The organism is Anoxybacillus sp. ST70, assembly GCF_019553625.1.
Classification (GTDB): Bacteria; Bacillota; Bacilli; order Bacillales; family Anoxybacillaceae; genus Anoxybacillus; species Anoxybacillus gonensis.
Map to the genome: position 1 here is coordinate 27,790 of NZ_JAHZOF010000007.1, position 15,136 is coordinate 42,925.

14 protein-coding genes and 2 tRNA genes are annotated in these 15,136 nt (G+C 40.4%); 12 read left to right on the forward strand and 4 right to left on the reverse strand.

Translation table 11 applies throughout. The annotated features are described in order from the left end of the window. The first annotated feature begins 30 nt into the window (after positions 1-30). The 12 genes from dnaB (at position 31) to rlmH (ending at position 10,804) form a co-directional block, all read left to right on the forward strand. Positions 31-1,395: a replicative DNA helicase gene (gene dnaB / locus K1I43_RS10275; RefSeq protein WP_009361072.1), complete on the forward strand. Its 1,365-nt coding sequence runs from the start codon at positions 31-33 to the stop codon at positions 1,393-1,395. Positions 1,396-1,511: 116 nt separating this feature from the next. After that, on the forward strand, positions 1,512-2,798 hold the full coding sequence (locus K1I43_RS10280; protein WP_026011474.1) for an adenylosuccinate synthase: 1,287 nt from the start codon (positions 1,512-1,514) through the stop codon (positions 2,796-2,798). 97 nt (positions 2,799-2,895) lie between these two features. Next, positions 2,896-2,971 (forward strand) — tRNA-Asp (locus tag K1I43_RS10285). A gap of 141 nt (positions 2,972-3,112) precedes the next feature. After that, a tRNA-Phe gene (locus tag K1I43_RS10290) sits at positions 3,113-3,185 on the forward strand. Between the two features lie 101 nt (positions 3,186-3,286). Next, a complete protein-coding gene (yycF, locus tag K1I43_RS10295; protein ID WP_009361070.1) occupies positions 3,287-3,991 on the forward strand; it encodes a response regulator YycF in 705 nt (234 codons plus the stop codon). Positions 3,992-3,995: 4 nt separating this feature from the next. Further along, entirely contained in the window at positions 3,996-5,810 is a 1,815-nt protein-coding gene (gene walK, locus K1I43_RS10300; RefSeq protein WP_019416600.1) for a cell wall metabolism sensor histidine kinase WalK, read from the forward strand. Between the two features lie 5 nt (positions 5,811-5,815). After that, on the forward strand, positions 5,816-7,144 hold the full coding sequence (locus K1I43_RS10305) for a YycH family regulatory protein (protein ID WP_009361068.1): 1,329 nt from the start codon (positions 5,816-5,818) through the stop codon (positions 7,142-7,144). Next, the gene (locus K1I43_RS10310; protein WP_026011475.1) at positions 7,131-7,916 is read left to right on the forward strand and encodes a two-component system regulatory protein YycI; all 786 of its coding nucleotides are present in this window, start codon (positions 7,131-7,133) and stop codon (positions 7,914-7,916) included. The genes K1I43_RS10305 and K1I43_RS10310 overlap by 14 nt, the downstream gene beginning before the upstream one ends. Before the next feature lie 5 nt (positions 7,917-7,921). Further along, positions 7,922-8,710, forward strand: coding sequence for an MBL fold metallo-hydrolase (locus K1I43_RS10315; protein ID WP_026011476.1), 789 nt, complete (start codon positions 7,922-7,924; stop codon positions 8,708-8,710). A gap of 112 nt (positions 8,711-8,822) precedes the next feature. Beyond that, positions 8,823-10,031 (forward strand): S1C family serine protease, encoded by a 1,209-nt coding sequence (locus tag K1I43_RS10320; protein WP_019416603.1) that lies wholly within the window; start codon positions 8,823-8,825, stop codon positions 10,029-10,031. A gap of 54 nt (positions 10,032-10,085) precedes the next feature. Next, complete coding sequence (locus K1I43_RS10325) at positions 10,086-10,241, forward strand: CxxH/CxxC protein (RefSeq protein WP_019416604.1); 156 nt, start codon at positions 10,086-10,088, stop codon at positions 10,239-10,241. Positions 10,242-10,324: 83 nt separating this feature from the next. After that, complete coding sequence (gene rlmH / locus K1I43_RS10330) at positions 10,325-10,804, forward strand: 23S rRNA (pseudouridine(1915)-N(3))-methyltransferase RlmH (RefSeq protein ID WP_039938461.1); 480 nt, start codon at positions 10,325-10,327, stop codon at positions 10,802-10,804. Positions 10,805-10,827: 23 nt separating this feature from the next. Here the strand turns inward: rlmH and K1I43_RS10335 are convergent, their stop codons facing one another. The 4 genes from K1I43_RS10335 to K1I43_RS10350 form a co-directional block, all read right to left on the reverse strand. Next, positions 10,828-12,318, reverse strand: coding sequence for a peptide MFS transporter (locus tag K1I43_RS10335; protein ID WP_019416483.1), 1,491 nt, complete (start codon positions 12,316-12,318; stop codon positions 10,828-10,830). A gap of 174 nt (positions 12,319-12,492) precedes the next feature. Then, the gene (locus tag K1I43_RS10340) at positions 12,493-13,566 is read right to left on the reverse strand and encodes an ABC transporter substrate-binding protein (RefSeq protein WP_019416482.1); all 1,074 of its coding nucleotides are present in this window, start codon (positions 13,564-13,566) and stop codon (positions 12,493-12,495) included. Next, positions 13,563-14,342 (reverse strand): ABC transporter permease, encoded by a 780-nt coding sequence (locus K1I43_RS10345; RefSeq protein ID WP_009361045.1) that lies wholly within the window; start codon positions 14,340-14,342, stop codon positions 13,563-13,565. Before K1I43_RS10345 ends, K1I43_RS10340 begins: the two co-directional genes overlap by 4 nt. Continuing rightward, the gene (locus tag K1I43_RS10350) at positions 14,339-15,136 is read right to left on the reverse strand and encodes an ABC transporter permease (protein WP_009361044.1); all 798 of its coding nucleotides are present in this window, start codon (positions 15,134-15,136) and stop codon (positions 14,339-14,341) included. Before K1I43_RS10350 ends, K1I43_RS10345 begins: the two co-directional genes overlap by 4 nt.

The window sequence follows — 15,136 nt, forward strand, 5'->3', positions numbered from 1 at the left end:
TTTTCTTATGAGAAAGGATGGTGAGCGTATATGAACGACGTATTTGCTGATCGACTCCCCCCACAAAATATTGAAGCTGAGCAAGCTGTGCTCGGAGCAATTTTATTGGAGCCATCAGCGCTCACAACCGCTTCAGAAATATTAATTCCCGAAGATTTTTATCGAGCTGCCCATCAAAAAATTTTCCGGACGATGTTGCAACTATCTGATCGTGGTGAACCAGTCGATTTAGTGACCGTTACATCAGAACTAGCAGATGCGAATGCCCTTGAAGAAATAGGGGGCGTTTCATATTTAACCGAGCTAGCGAATGCTGTTCCAACGGCGGCAAATGTACAATATTATGCGAAAATTGTAGAAGAAAAGTCCATTTTACGCCGTTTAATTCGTACAGCTACATCAATTGCTCAAGACGGCTATACGCGGGAAGATGAAGTAGAAGATGTGTTAAATGAAGCGGAGCGCAAAATTTTAGAAGTATCGCAACGAAAAAATACGAGCGGATTTCAAAATATAAAAGATGTGCTCGTTCAAGCGTACGATAACATTGAAATGCTTCATAATCGCAAGGGTGAAATCACTGGAATTCCGACTGGATTTATTGAACTAGATCGGATGACGGCCGGGTTTCAACGAAGCGATTTTATTATTGTTGCTGCTCGTCCATCTGTCGGAAAAACTGCATTTGCATTAAATATTGCGCAAAATGTGGCGACGCGTACGGGTGAGAATGTGGCCATTTTCAGCTTAGAAATGGGTGCGCAACAGCTTGTGATGCGTATGCTTTGTGCAGAAGGAAACATTAACGCTCAAAACTTGCGGACGGGCAAACTCACACCGGAAGACTGGGGAAAGTTAACGATGGCGATGGGAAGCCTGTCAAATGCCGGTATTTTTATTGACGATACGCCGAACATTCGCGTAAGTGAAATTCGTGCCAAGTGTCGCCGCTTAAAACAAGAACAAGGACTTGGAATGGTATTAATCGATTACTTACAGCTTATTCAAGGAAGTGGACGAAACCGCGAAAATCGTCAACAAGAAGTATCGGAAATTTCTCGCTCGCTAAAAGCGTTAGCTCGTGAATTAGATGTTCCTGTCATCGCTTTATCTCAGCTTTCTCGTAGCGTAGAGCAGCGCCAAGATAAACGCCCGATGATGTCTGACTTGCGTGAATCAGGAAGTATTGAGCAAGATGCCGATATTGTCGCTTTTTTATATCGTGATGATTATTACGATAAAGAATCGGAAAACAAAAATATCATTGAAATTATTATCGCAAAACAACGGAACGGTCCGGTTGGTACTGTACAGCTTGCTTTTGTTAAAGAGTATAACAAGTTTGTCAACTTAGAGCGCCGCTTCGATGATGCAAACGTTCCGCCTGGAGCTTAATTGAATACGAATAAAAATGATAAAAGCATATATAAATGTTCGGTTTTTTATTGATTTTTTGTAGTTGATTTGGTACACTTACTTTGTTTGGAATTGATGAAGCGGAGGTGCTCGCCATGTCTTCAGTTGTTGTTGTTGGAACACAATGGGGCGATGAAGGAAAGGGTAAAATTACAGACTTTTTATCACAACATGCAGAAGTGATTGCACGATATCAGGGTGGAAATAACGCCGGACATACGATTGTATTTAACGGCGAAAAGTATAAATTACATTTAATTCCTTCTGGCATTTTTTATAAAGATAAAATTTGTGTCATTGGAAACGGAATGGTTGTTGATCCGAAAGCGCTTGTGCAAGAATTAGCGTATTTACATGAGCGTGGTGTAAGCACGGAAAATTTACGCATTAGCAACCGCGCACATGTGATCTTGCCTTATCATTTAAAGCTGGATGAAGTAGAAGAAGAACGAAAAGGGGCTAATAAAATCGGAACGACGAAAAAAGGAATTGGCCCTGCTTATATGGATAAAGCGGCACGTGTCGGCATCCGCATCGCAGATTTGCTCGACCGTGAAGTATTTGAAGAAAAATTAGCCCGTAATTTAGCGGAGAAAAACGTACTTTTTGAAAAAGTGTACGGTGTTGAAGGATTTAAATTAGAACACATTCTTGATGAATATTATGAATATGGACAACAAATTGCGAAGTATGTTTGCGATACGTCTGTCGTATTAAACGATGCGCTTGATGAAGGACGTCGTGTTTTATTTGAAGGCGCCCAAGGCGTCATGTTAGATATTGACCAAGGAACGTATCCGTTTGTTACGTCATCTAACCCTGTGGCTGGTGGGGTAACGATTGGTGCAGGTGTTGGTCCAACAAAAATTAAACATGTTGTTGGTGTAGCTAAAGCATATACAACACGTGTCGGTGACGGTCCGTTTCCAACTGAGTTAAACAATGAAATTGGTGACCGCATTCGCGAAGTAGGCCGCGAGTATGGAACGACGACAGGGCGCCCACGTCGCGTCGGTTGGTTCGATAGCGTTGTTGTTCGCCATGCCCGCCGAGTTAGCGGGATTACAGATTTATCTTTAAACTCAATCGACGTATTAACAGGTATTGAGACGTTAAAAATTTGCGTCGCTTATCGATATAAAGGACAGATCATAGAAGAGTTTCCGGCAAGCTTAAAAGTGCTAGCGGAATGCGAACCTGTATATGAAGAATTGCCAGGGTGGACAGAAGATATTACTGGCGTAAAAAGCTTAGACGAACTTCCAACTAATGCCCGCCGTTACGTTGAGCGCATTTCGCAATTGACAGGTATTCCGCTTTCTATTTTCTCTGTCGGACCAGACCGTTCTCAAACGAATGTTGTCCGTAACGTATATGCATAAGAAAAAACGTCGATGACTCGTTCGTCGACGTTTTTTTAAAAAAACTATTGTCTTTTTACTAATTATATAATAGAATAATAGATGTCTGTTAGAATACGGTTCCGTGGTGTAGTGGTTAACATGCCTGCCTGTCACGCAGGAGATCGCGGGTTCGAATCCCGTCGGAACCGCCATTTTTTATTAGCACGCTCGAATGGACTTCATTGATCAGGCACCAGCGTACCGCTCGAGCCGCATCTTGAGTAAGCAAACGGAGAGCGGGACGAAGGACGTTTGGTTTTCGAATAAATAAAGGATGAAGCTATAATCGATATGGCTCGGTAGCTCAGTCGGTAGAGCAAAGGACTGAAAATCCTTGTGTCGGCGGTTCGATTCCGTCCCGAGCCACTTGTAAGCATAGATACATATATGTGTCTATGCTTTTTTATTTTATAATAGTGACATGGTACACTATATGTAAATACGCCTTTTTGGGGGAGTGAACATAAATGGAGAAAAAAATTTTAGTTGTTGATGATGAAAAGCCGATTGCTGACATTTTGCAATTTAATTTAAGAAAAGAAGGATATGACGTATATTGTGCGTACGACGGTGTGGAGGCGTTACAAAAAGTAGAAGATATTCAACCGGATTTAATTTTATTAGATATTATGCTTCCGCAAAAAGATGGTATGGAAGTATGCCGCGAAATTCGTAAAAAATACGATATGCCGATCATTATGTTGACAGCAAAAGATTCTGAAATTGATAAAGTGCTTGGACTAGAGCTCGGTGCGGACGATTATGTAACGAAGCCATTTAGCACGCGCGAGTTGTTGGCACGCGTGAAAGCTAATTTGCGTCGCCATCAACAAAGCCAAGAACAAGATGTAAAAGAAATGAGCGAAATAAAAATTGGTTCGCTTACCATTCATCCAGACGCTTATATTGTATCTAAACGGGGAGAGGAAATTGAATTAACTCATCGCGAGTTTGAACTTCTTCACTATTTAGCGAAACATATCGGTCAAGTGATGACACGTGAACATTTACTTCAAACGGTATGGGGATACGATTATTTTGGCGATGTGCGTACCGTTGATGTAACCGTTCGACGTTTGCGTGAAAAAATCGAGGACAACCCTTCGCATCCAACGTGGATTGTGACAAGACGAGGGGTAGGATATTATTTACGAAATCCGGAACAGGAGTAACCGCATGAAAAAAGTAAGTATATTCCAATCGATTCACGTGAAATTTGCCTTGATTTATATTTTGCTTATTTTAATCGCAATGCAAATTATCGGGGCTTATTTCGTGCGTCAATTAGAGGCACAACTCGTTGAAAACTTTAAAAACTCGTTAAATGAGCGCGTGATTTTGCTCGCTTACAATATTGAACAAGAAATGAATAAAGAACGCGATAAAAAAAGTCCTACAATCGAAGAAGAGATTCGCGCAATTTTACAAGATTTCGTGTCACAAGATATTTCTGAAGTGCGCGTTATTGATAATAAAAGTAAAGTATTAGGAACATCGAATCCATACAATCAAAATATTGTCGGAAAACGGACGACAGATTTACTAATTAAACGAACGTTAGTTGCAGGCGAAATGACGGAAAAAATGCTTGTTGATCCGAAAACAGGGCACCGCATGTATATTTCCTCGACCCCAATTAAAGTAAAGAACGAAATGAAAGGGGCTATTTATGTTATCGCCTCGATGGAAAATGTTTTTGCACAAATGAGGCAAATTAATAACATTTTAGCGACTGGAACAGGAATCGCTTTAGTCATTACAGCGTTGTTAGGCATTTTACTAGCGCAAACGATTACTCGTCCCATTTCAGATATGCGTAAACAAGCATTAGCGATGGCAAAAGGTAATTTTTCACGAAAAGTAAAAGTATACGGGTATGATGAAATTGGACAGCTTGCGCTCAGTTTTAACAACTTAACGAAAAAATTGCAAGAAGCGCAAGCGACGACCGAAGGAGAGCGTCGTAAGTTAGAATCGGTATTGACGCATATGACAGATGGTGTGATCGCCACAGATAGAAAAGGGAGAATTATTTTAATTAATGATGCGGCGCTAAACATTTTAAATGTTTCACGTGAAACAGTGTTGTCTGCCCCTATTGTGAGCGTATTAGGATTAGACGAACAATACACATTTGAAACGCTGCTGGAAGAGCGTGAAACGTTAATTTTAGATTTTAGTACAGAAGAAGAAATGTACATTTTACGCGCTTCTTTATCTGTTATTCAAAAAGAAAAAGGGTTTGTAAACGGGTTAATCGTTGTGTTGCACGATATTACAGAACATGAAAAAATTGATCGCGATCGTCGCGAGTTTGTCGCTAATGTTTCGCACGAGCTACGGACGCCGTTAACGACCATGCGCAGTTATTTAGAAGCGCTTGCGGACGGAGCATGGCGCGATGAGGAAATTGCTCCGCGATTTATTGAAGTGACACAAAATGAAACAGAGCGAATGATTCGTCTCGTCAACGATTTGTTGCAGCTTTCTAAGCTTGACAGCAAAGACTACAAATTGAAAAAGACGCGCGTTCATTTTATTCCATATTTTCATAAAGTGATCGATCGATTTGAACTAACGAAAAAAGAAAACGTTTCGTTCGTTCGAGACTTTCCTGATGAAAAAATCTTTGTTCATATGGATGAAGATAAAATTACACAAGTGCTTGATAACATTATTTCTAACGCCTTAAAATACTCTCCGCAAGGAGGAAAAATTACGTTTCGTGTGAAGAAAAAAGAGGATCATATCGAAGTAAGTGTGAAAGATGAGGGAGTCGGTATTCCTAAATCGGATTTATCGAAAATTTTTGAGCGTTTTTACCGTGTCGACAAGGCGCGCTCACGGAAGCTCGGTGGAACAGGGCTAGGTCTTGCGATTGCAAAAGAAGTTGTCGTCGCACATGGTGGGCGTATTTGGGCTGAAAGTCAAGAACGGAAAGGGACAACGATTTACTTTACTTTGCCGATTGAACAACAGAAAAAAGGATGAAAACGATGAAATACGAAACGATGAAATCGATTGTATTGACGATTCTTGTATGTACGAGCGTTTTTTTAACGTGGAGCTTATGGACGTATCAGCCGAAATATGACTTCATTGAAAACGCAAAATACATTCAAAACGTCCCTGTCAGCAATGTTGCGGTCGATTATGGTACAGTCGTTCAGCCGCGTTATATTTTTATTCATAAAGATGCACAACATTACGGGATGACGCATCATTCAGACATTTATAAATTTATGAAGGAAATGAAAAATTGGACGTTCGATCATTTTGAAAATATATCAGACACAGTAAAAAAAGAACAATTTCTTTCGTTTATCCATGGGAAAGGAAAAATAGAAATTATTTATCCAGACGACATACCGATTGAAATGTATCATACGATTTTTCAAATAGATGATACAGATGTTGAAAAAGTTCGCTTTGATCGCATCATTATTCCAATGAATGAAAACGAAGAAGAAATTCACGTATATTTCGTATCTGTCAATGAAAAGCGTATATATAAAGCGGTCGCTCAAGATGTGTCGATAGAGAATTTGAAACAAACATATTATGCGCGCGCAGAGCGTTATACACCATTTTTATCGTACGACATCAGTGAAACAAAATCGCTATTTTTACCAGCTCGTCCACTCGTATTAAACCGATTGCAATACTATATGGACGAATTAAGCGCAGATCGTTTTAAAGATGCGCTATTTACAGATCCGAGTTTTGTGAAAAAAGATGTGCTCAACTTCGGAGAAGAATATACAGATGGTTCGCGGTTAATGGATGTCGATTTATCTAAAAAGTTACTATTGTATGTCAATCCAGCGGCTCGTGGCGAAACACAAACGTTTGATCCAACGATCTTGCAAAAAAGCATCGACTTTGTCAACGATCACGGCGGTTGGACGGATACGTATTATTTTGATCGCTTAGACGAAAACGGTAGAAAAGTAACTTTTCGTTTGTTTGCCAATGGTTATCCTGTATTTAATCGTTACGGTATGGCAGAAATTATACAAATATGGGGAGAAAATGAGATTATCAATTACCAACGCCCATTATTTACATTAGCTATTCCCGATCGGGTGAGCTTGCCAATTACACTTTCGTCTGGATATGAAGTCATTGATCAGTTGAAACAACAAAAAAATATTCAACATGAGTTAATTGATGATATTGCCATCGGTTATGAGCTCATTCGTGATTCGGAGCGGGAAAATATCGTCATGTTAGAACCAGCTTGGTACTGTTTATATAACGGAACATGGCGGAAAATTGTGATGACGACAGATGAACGAAGAGGGGATATCATTGGATTGGAGTAAAACGAAAACGATTTTTATTATTACATTTCTCATTCTCGATATATTTTTAGGGTACCAATTTATTCAGAAAAAAAATAGTAGCCAGCTTGATGTCATTTTAGAGGCGACAATTGAAGAACAACTTGAAGCAGATGGTATTACATATGTCGATTTGCCAAAAGAGATCACGAAAGCGACATATGTCAGTGGGAAAAGTAAAACGTTTACGGAAGAAGAAGTTAAAAATTTGCCAAACCAACAAGTAGAAGCAGCAAATGAAACGGTTTTGCAAGCTCATTTTATTAAACCTGTTCCATTGCAAGACCCGAAAGACGGTTATCGTTTAACAGAGTTTTTAAGGCAAAATATCATTGCGGGTGATCAATATACGTTTTGGAAGTATGACGAAGATTTACAAGCGCTCATTTATTTTCAACAATATGAAGGAAAAACGATTTATAAAAACGTGAGCAGTATGTTGCTTATTTATGTGAACGATCAAAATGAAATGGTCGGTTACGAACAAACGTTGCTTGTTGATTTAGAAAAGAACGAGAAAAAACAAGAAATTTTGCCAGCGATTAAAGCATTAGAGACGTTGTATAAACGAAATCACTTAAAGCCTGGTGATCGCGTAACGAAAATCGATTTAGGTTATTATGCACTTGTCCAGTTTACGACTTCGCAAGTGTTAACACCGACATGGCATGTTGTTGTGAATGGAAAAACAGATTATTATGTCAATGCATTTGAAGGACAAGTGATTAGCGATGAAAATAAAGTGTTGGAGTGAATGAGATGAGGTTTAGCGTTTTGGCAAGTGGCAGTACAGGTAACGCCTTTTACGTAGAAACGGAACGTGAACGGTTACTTGTTGATGCAGGATTAAGCGGTAAACAATTAGAGCAACTATTTGCTCATATTGATCGCCGTCTTCAAGATGTAACAGGTGTTTTAGTGACGCATGAACATAGCGATCATATTAAAGGTTTAGGCGTCATTGCTCGGAAGTACCGCCTTCCGATTTATGCGAATGAAAAAACGTGGAAAGCGATGGATGGACTCATTGGTGACATTCCATCTGAACAAAAATTTATTTTCCCAACGGGTGCTGTTCGCACGTTTGGAGATATGGATGTTGAGTCATTTGGCGTGTCGCACGATGCCGCCGAGCCTATGTTTTATGTGTTTCATTACGAGGGAAAAAAGTTAGCGCTTATTACAGATACAGGGTATGTTAGCGAGCGCATGAAAGGTGTCATTTGTCATGCGGATGTATTTGTATTTGAAAGCAACCATGATGTAGAAATGTTACGTATGGGAAAATACCCATGGAACATTAAGCGACGTATTTTAAGTGATGTCGGACACGTATCTAACGAAGATGCAGGTCTCGCCTTAGCGGACGTGATCGGTGATAAAACAAGGCGCATTTATTTAGCTCATTTAAGCCAAGATAACAATATGAAAGAATTAGCGCGAATGACAGTTGCTCAGACGCTTGAGAAAAAAGGGATGATCGTCGGACAATCTTTTCAACTATATGATACGGATCCGGTTCGTCCGACAGCGCTCGTTTCCGTATAAATTTCACCGTTTTTTCACCAACATGACGTATGTATATTGTTAGATGATGAGCGAAAAAACAGGTTATAATGGAAAATGGGTCAATATTTGAGATAGAAAGGACGGGTGAAAAATGGGCTATTATGATGATCATTATGAACATGTTCGTCAAAAACAAAAAGGGAACCGCGGAGGCACGTTTTTGGCGGGATTAGTCGGGGCGATTTTAGGGGGAATGCTTGTCATCGTCGCTATTCCTTCGCTAGTAAAATGGGACGTGTTACCTTATTCACTTGAACAAACGGAAGAAAAACAGACGACGGTAACAGAGCAGCCAAAAGTAGATAAAAGTGTAGCAGTAGATGTCGTCACTCAAGTAACGAAAGCTGTAAACAAAGTATCTAATGCGGTTGTCGGCATTGTAAATATTCAAGAAGCAAGTTTTTGGTCAGAAGGCGGGGAAGCTGGAACAGGTTCCGGTGTTATTTATAAAAAAGAAGGGAATAAGGCATATATCGTCACTAACCATCACGTCGTTGAAGGTGCGAGCCGTGTCGAAGTGAGCTTAAGCGACGGAACAAAAGTGCCAGCTCGTCTTCTTGGAAGTGATGTATGGACCGATTTAGCAGTATTAGAAATCGATGCGAAACATGTCACAAACGTAGCTGAATTCGGTAACTCAGATGTCGTGAAGGTCGGGGAACCAGTGATTGCAGTTGGGAACCCACTCGGCTTGCAATTTGCAGGTTCTGTGACGCAAGGAATTATTTCTGGGGTAAACCGTACGATTCCAATTGATATTGATCAAGATGGCATTCCAGATTGGCATGCAGAAGTATTACAAACAGACGCTGCAATTAACCCAGGAAACAGCGGAGGAGCACTCGTAAATATCGAAGGTCAAGTCATTGGAATTAACTCGATGAAAATTGCGCAAGAAGCCGTGGAAGGAATCGGATTATCCATTCCGATTAACTATGCAAAACCGATCATTGCGGATTTAGAGAAGTTTGGACAAGTTCGTCGACCATATATGGGCGTAGAGTTACGTTCATTAAGCGATATTCCAGCATATCATTGGCAACAGACGCTCCATTTGCCGGCAAACGTGAAAGAAGGGGTTGCTATTTTACAAGTCGTACCGGGATCACCAGCTGCCCAAGCGGGTTTGCGTGAATTTGATGTCATTGTCGCGTTAGATGACGAAAACATTCCGGATGTCATCGCCTTAAGAAAGCATTTATATAATCGGAAACAAATTGGCGATACGATGAAAGTAACGTTTTATCGCGATGGCAAAAAACAAACAGTGACATTAAAATTGGCTAAACAATCATTATAATGAAACGGCAGGGCATGCCCTGTCGTTTCATTCATAAACGAGGAGTGGTATGTTTTGTGGAAATGTTGTGAACAACATGTCGAACTTGCGATTGATATGTATGTGGATGAAAAACAACAAGCGCCTGAGATATCAACAGTTTCTGTGGATAAAAAAGAAGAAATGTGCGATTTTTGTGAACTGCGTGCGGTATATATAGTAGGGAACTAACGTTTCTACACAATATGTGGATTTATATTGTGGATATGTGGATAAAACCTGTGGATATTATGTTTGTAAAGTGGGGATCACTTGTGAATATATATATTATTGCTGTGGGTAAGTTGAAAGAAAAATATTTAAAACAAGGAATCGAAGAATATACGAAACGACTGTCATCCTATGCAAAAATCGACATCATTGAAGTAGCGGATGAAAAAGCGCCAGAGCAGTTAAGTGAACAACAAATGGAGCTCGTAAAAAAGAAAGAAGGCGAACGCATTTTAGGTAAAGTAACAGACGATATGCACGTCATTGCTTTAGCCATTGAAGGAAAAATGATGTCTTCTGAACAATTTGCTCAAACGCTCGATCGATTAGCGACATACGGAAAAAGTAAAGTCGCTTTTGTCATCGGAGGGTCTCTCGGCTTAAGCGATGACGTCATGAAACGAGCAAACGAATCGCTTTCATTTTCAAAAATGACGTTTCCGCATCAACTCATGCGCCTCATTTTAACCGAGCAAATTTACCGCGCTTTTCGCATTAACCGAGGAGAACCGTACCATAAATAAAATAAGCGGCGAAATGAAGCCGCTTATTTTACCCCTTTCATAAAGCTTTCAATTTTTGGTGAGATGATGAAAAGAATGATACTAAAGACGATGGCGATTCCGCCGATTGTTCCGAAATAAGCCATTTCGGTTTCAGGCGTATAAAACTTCACAATTTGCGCGTTAATGGCTTGGGCAGCTGCGCTTGATAAAAACCATAAGCTCATCGTTTGTGCTGAAAACGCCGCAGGAGCAAGCTTTGTTGTTGCCGATAAACCGACTGGCGATAAACATAGTTCCCCAAACACAACGATTAAGTAGCTTAGCACGAGCCAAAGAGGGCTCACTAATGAGTCGTTTCCGCCGAGATAAGCTGGTAATAAAATGACGACAAACGATAAACCAGCAAACAGTAGCGCTAAAGAAAATTTCTTTGGAATGGACGGCTGTTTATCCCCTAACTTCACCCATAGCCAAGCAAAAATCGGTGCAAATGTAATGACAAATAACGGGTTCAACGATTGGAACCAAGCTGGCGAAAGATCAATACCAGCAAAATGCAACTGTGTTCGTTTATCCGCATATGTTGCTAAAATGGTCGAACCTTGTTCTTGGATAGACCAAAACATGGCTGATGCAATGAATAATGGAATATAGGCGATGATGCGCGAGCGCTCAACATCTGTCGTTTTTGGACTACGATACATCACTACGAAATAAATAGTTGGAATGACAATACCGAAAATGCCGACGAGTGATACAAACAGATCAATTGTTAATACGTTTGTCCATGAGCCAATGAGAACGAGCAAGGCGATGACCGCTGCGCCAATTGCCCCCCATGTAAACACTTTTTTCTTTTCATCTGCGGATAATGGATTTGGGACATGCGTTCCGGCAAGACCAAGATTTCTTTTTTTCGTTCCGATAAATACGAGAAGTCCAAAAAACATACCGATCGCCGCAATCCCAAAACCGAGATGGAAGTTATATTTCATCCCAACTGTTCCAACAACGAGCGGAGCTAAAAATGCACCAAGGTTAATCCCCATATAAAAAATGCTAAATCCTGCATCGCGACGGTGATCCCCTTCAGCATATAAATCGCCAACGACGCTCGAAACGTTTGGCTTAAGCAATCCTGTCCCAAGAACGATGAGAACCATTGAAACGAAAAACATTGTGACACTTCCTGGAATCGCTAAAGCCATATGACCGAGCATAATTAAAATTCCGCCGTAAAAAACGGCTTTCGCCGTTCCGAACAATCGGTCAGCAAACCATCCACCAATAATACCAGACATATAAACGAGTGAGCCGTAAATGGACATGATCGCTAAAGCAGTTGTTTCATCTAGCCCTAGCCCACCTTTTGATACTTCGTAATACATGTAAAATACGAGAATGGCACGCATGCCATAGTAAGAGAAACGTTCCCAAAACTCAGTAAAAAATAACGTAAACAGTCCTTTCGGATGGCCGAAAAAACCACGTTGAGGAACGCTGTCCACAATTTGTTGTTTACTTTGTGACATAATAAAACACCTTCCATTTTCGAAAATAATAATTTTTATTTTCAGTATTTTCTGTATGAAACCGATCCATATTAATAAAAAGGTTTCACAAATCATAATTTTAAACGAATAGACAGATTAAGTAAATAAAAAATTTTCTAAAATAATATAAGAGGATAGCTTTTCGCCATCCTCTTATTTGCGATGCATTTTAAACTGTAAAAACAATTCATTGTAATATGCAAGCATGCTTTTTCCGAGATTTTCATACACTTCAAGTTTATTGGCCAGTTGTTCGCTCGGGTAAAAACGTTCATCTTCAACAATTTCCTTCGGCAAATATTCGAGCGCCTTTTTATTTGGCGTTGAGTAGCCGACGTATTCGGCATTTTGGGCTGCATTTTTCGGATCAAGCATAAAATTAATGAATTGATGGGCACCTTCAATGTTTTTTGCCGTCTTTGGGATAACCATATTATCAAACCATAAGTTTGTTCCTTCTTTTGGGATGACATAATCGAGCCGTTCATTTTCCCACATTATTTCTGCCGCATCCCCTGACCAGACGATGCCGATTGCTGCTTCTTCGTTCGCAAGAAGCATTTTAATTTCGTCACCGACGATCGCTTTGACGTTTGGCGTGAGGGCATCTAGTTTTTGCTTTGCTTGTTGTAAATGTGTTTTGTTCGTATCGTTGAGCGAGTAATGTAAACTATTTAATGCCATTCCTATAATTTCGCGCGCTCCATCGACAAGCAAAATTTCATTTTTAAACGCCGGATCCCATAAATCGTTCCAACTCGTGATTTCCTTTCCGCCAAGTAGGGCACGGTTATAGACGATGCCGACCGTTCCCCAAAAGTAAGGAATGGAATATTGATTCCCTGGATCAAACGATAAGTTAAGGAAGCGTTCATCAATATAGCGTAAGTTCGGGATTTTTGCATGATCGATCGGAAGTAACAACCCTTCTTCTTTCATTTTGCTGATGGCGTATTCTGAAGGGACAGCGACGTCAAATGTCGTGCCACCTTGCGCAATTTTCGTCATCATCGCTTCGTTTGAATCAAACGTTTGGTAAATCACTTTCAAGCCTGTTTCTTTTTCAAATTTTTTAATGAGTGCGGGGTCAATGTAGTCGCCCCAGTTATAAATCGTGACAGTATTGTCTCCTCCATACCCTTCAGATGATTCGATCGTTTTTGTAACATAAAGCAAACTAAAAGCAACGAGCCAAACAAGCAAAAAAAGCGACAATATTTTTTTCATTTTTGTCCCCCCTTCACGCTAGCTCGTTTTGTCATAACGTAATACACGACGACGAGAGAGAGCGTAAATAAGAAAAGAAGGGTAGATAAAGCGTTCACGGATAACGAAATCCCTTGTCGTGCCCGCGAATAAATTTCAACAGACAACGTTGAAAAGCCGTTGCCCGTCACGAAAAACGTAACTGCAAAATCATCAAGCGAGTATGTGAGCGCCATGAAAAACCCAGCGAAAATGCCGGGGGTAATGTATGGGAGGACGACTTTCGTCAATACGTTCCATTCGTTTGCCCCTAAGTCGCGTGCCGCGTCAATGAATGTTGGGCTCATTTCTTGTAGCTTTGGCAGCACCATTAACACGACAATTGGAATGCTGAAAGCGATATGAGACAGAAGAACGGACGTAAAGCCGAGCTGAATGCCAGCGATCGTAAATAAAATGAGAAACGATGCCCCGATAATGACGTCAGGGCTGACAATTAAAATGTTATTTAACGTAAGCAACGTCTGTTTCCAGCGATGCTTCGCATAATAAATGGTGATCGCCCCGAAAACGCCAATGATTGTCGCAAGCGATGACGATAATAATGCGATGATCATCGTATGCAATACAATGATGAGCAAGCGCGTATCATCAAACACTTCTTTATACCAATCGAGCGTAAACGATTCGAAATGATGCATCGTTCCGCCACTATTAAACGAATAGTAGATTAAATAAAAAATAGGCATGTATAGTATAAAAAACACAAGCGCTAAATAGAGGCGAGAAAACTTCATTGTCTCACCCCCCATTTTTTATTCCCTGTCAACGCCATGATACTAGCCATGGCAATCATTAAAAAGACAGCGATTGTCGCCCCCATTCCCCAGTTTTGCGTCACGAGAAAATGTTGCTCAACAGCGGTGCCAAGCGTAATGACGCGGTTTCCAGCGATCAACCTCGTCAACATAAAGAGCGAAAGCGACGGAATGAACACCGCCTGACAGCCTGCTTTTACGCCATCAAGCGTAAGTGGAAAAATGACGCGACGAAATGTCGTCCATTCGCTCGCTCCTAAATCGCGTGCCGCATCCATGAGAGAAGGATTCAATTTTTCAAGCGCATTAAAAATCGGCAAAATCATAAACGGAATAAAAATATAAACAGATACGAAAACAAAACTAAAATCCGTAAACAATAACTGCTTCGTTCCGATTCCGATGGCTTCAAATAGCGCATTGATTGCGCCATACGTGCCGAACAATCCGAGGAAAGCATACGCTTTCAACAATAAATTGACCCATGTCGGCAAAATAATAAGCAACAACCATAGCTGCTTATGCTTCGTTTTCGTCAATAAATAGGCGGTTGGATAAGCGATAAGAAGCGAAATGGCTGTAATTAAAAATGCATACCAAAACGAATTAAACGTCATTCGTAAATAAACAGGTGTGAAAAAAGTTTCATAGTTCACGAGCGAGAAATGGCCTTCCATATCGAAAAACGAATAATAAACGATAAGAATGATCGGTGCAATGACGAACAACCCGATCCATAGCCAATATGGGATAGCATAAGCGTAACGGCGCAT

Coding starts and splice junctions, on each gene's coding strand:
- K1I43_RS10345 (WP_009361045.1), bottom strand. CDS start 14,342: ATGAAGTTTTCTCGCCTCTATTTAGCGCTTGTGTTTTTTATACTATAC.
- dnaB (WP_009361072.1), top strand. CDS start 31: ATGAACGACGTATTTGCTGATCGACTCCCCCCACAAAATATTGAAGCT.
- yycF (WP_009361070.1), top strand. CDS start 3,287: ATGGAGAAAAAAATTTTAGTTGTTGATGATGAAAAGCCGATTGCTGAC.
- K1I43_RS10340 (WP_019416482.1), bottom strand. CDS start 13,566: ATGAAAAAAATATTGTCGCTTTTTTTGCTTGTTTGGCTCGTTGCTTTT.
- K1I43_RS10315 (WP_026011476.1), top strand. CDS start 7,922: ATGAGGTTTAGCGTTTTGGCAAGTGGCAGTACAGGTAACGCCTTTTAC.
- K1I43_RS10335 (WP_019416483.1), bottom strand. CDS start 12,318: ATGTCACAAAGTAAACAACAAATTGTGGACAGCGTTCCTCAACGTGGT.
- K1I43_RS10350 (WP_009361044.1), bottom strand. CDS start 15,136: ATGCGCCGTTACGCTTATGCTATCCCATATTGGCTATGGATCGGGTTG.
- K1I43_RS10305 (WP_009361068.1), top strand. CDS start 5,816: ATGAAATACGAAACGATGAAATCGATTGTATTGACGATTCTTGTATGT.
- walK (WP_019416600.1), top strand. CDS start 3,996: ATGAAAAAAGTAAGTATATTCCAATCGATTCACGTGAAATTTGCCTTG.
- K1I43_RS10280 (WP_026011474.1), top strand. CDS start 1,512: ATGTCTTCAGTTGTTGTTGTTGGAACACAATGGGGCGATGAAGGAAAG.
- K1I43_RS10320 (WP_019416603.1), top strand. CDS start 8,823: ATGGGCTATTATGATGATCATTATGAACATGTTCGTCAAAAACAAAAA.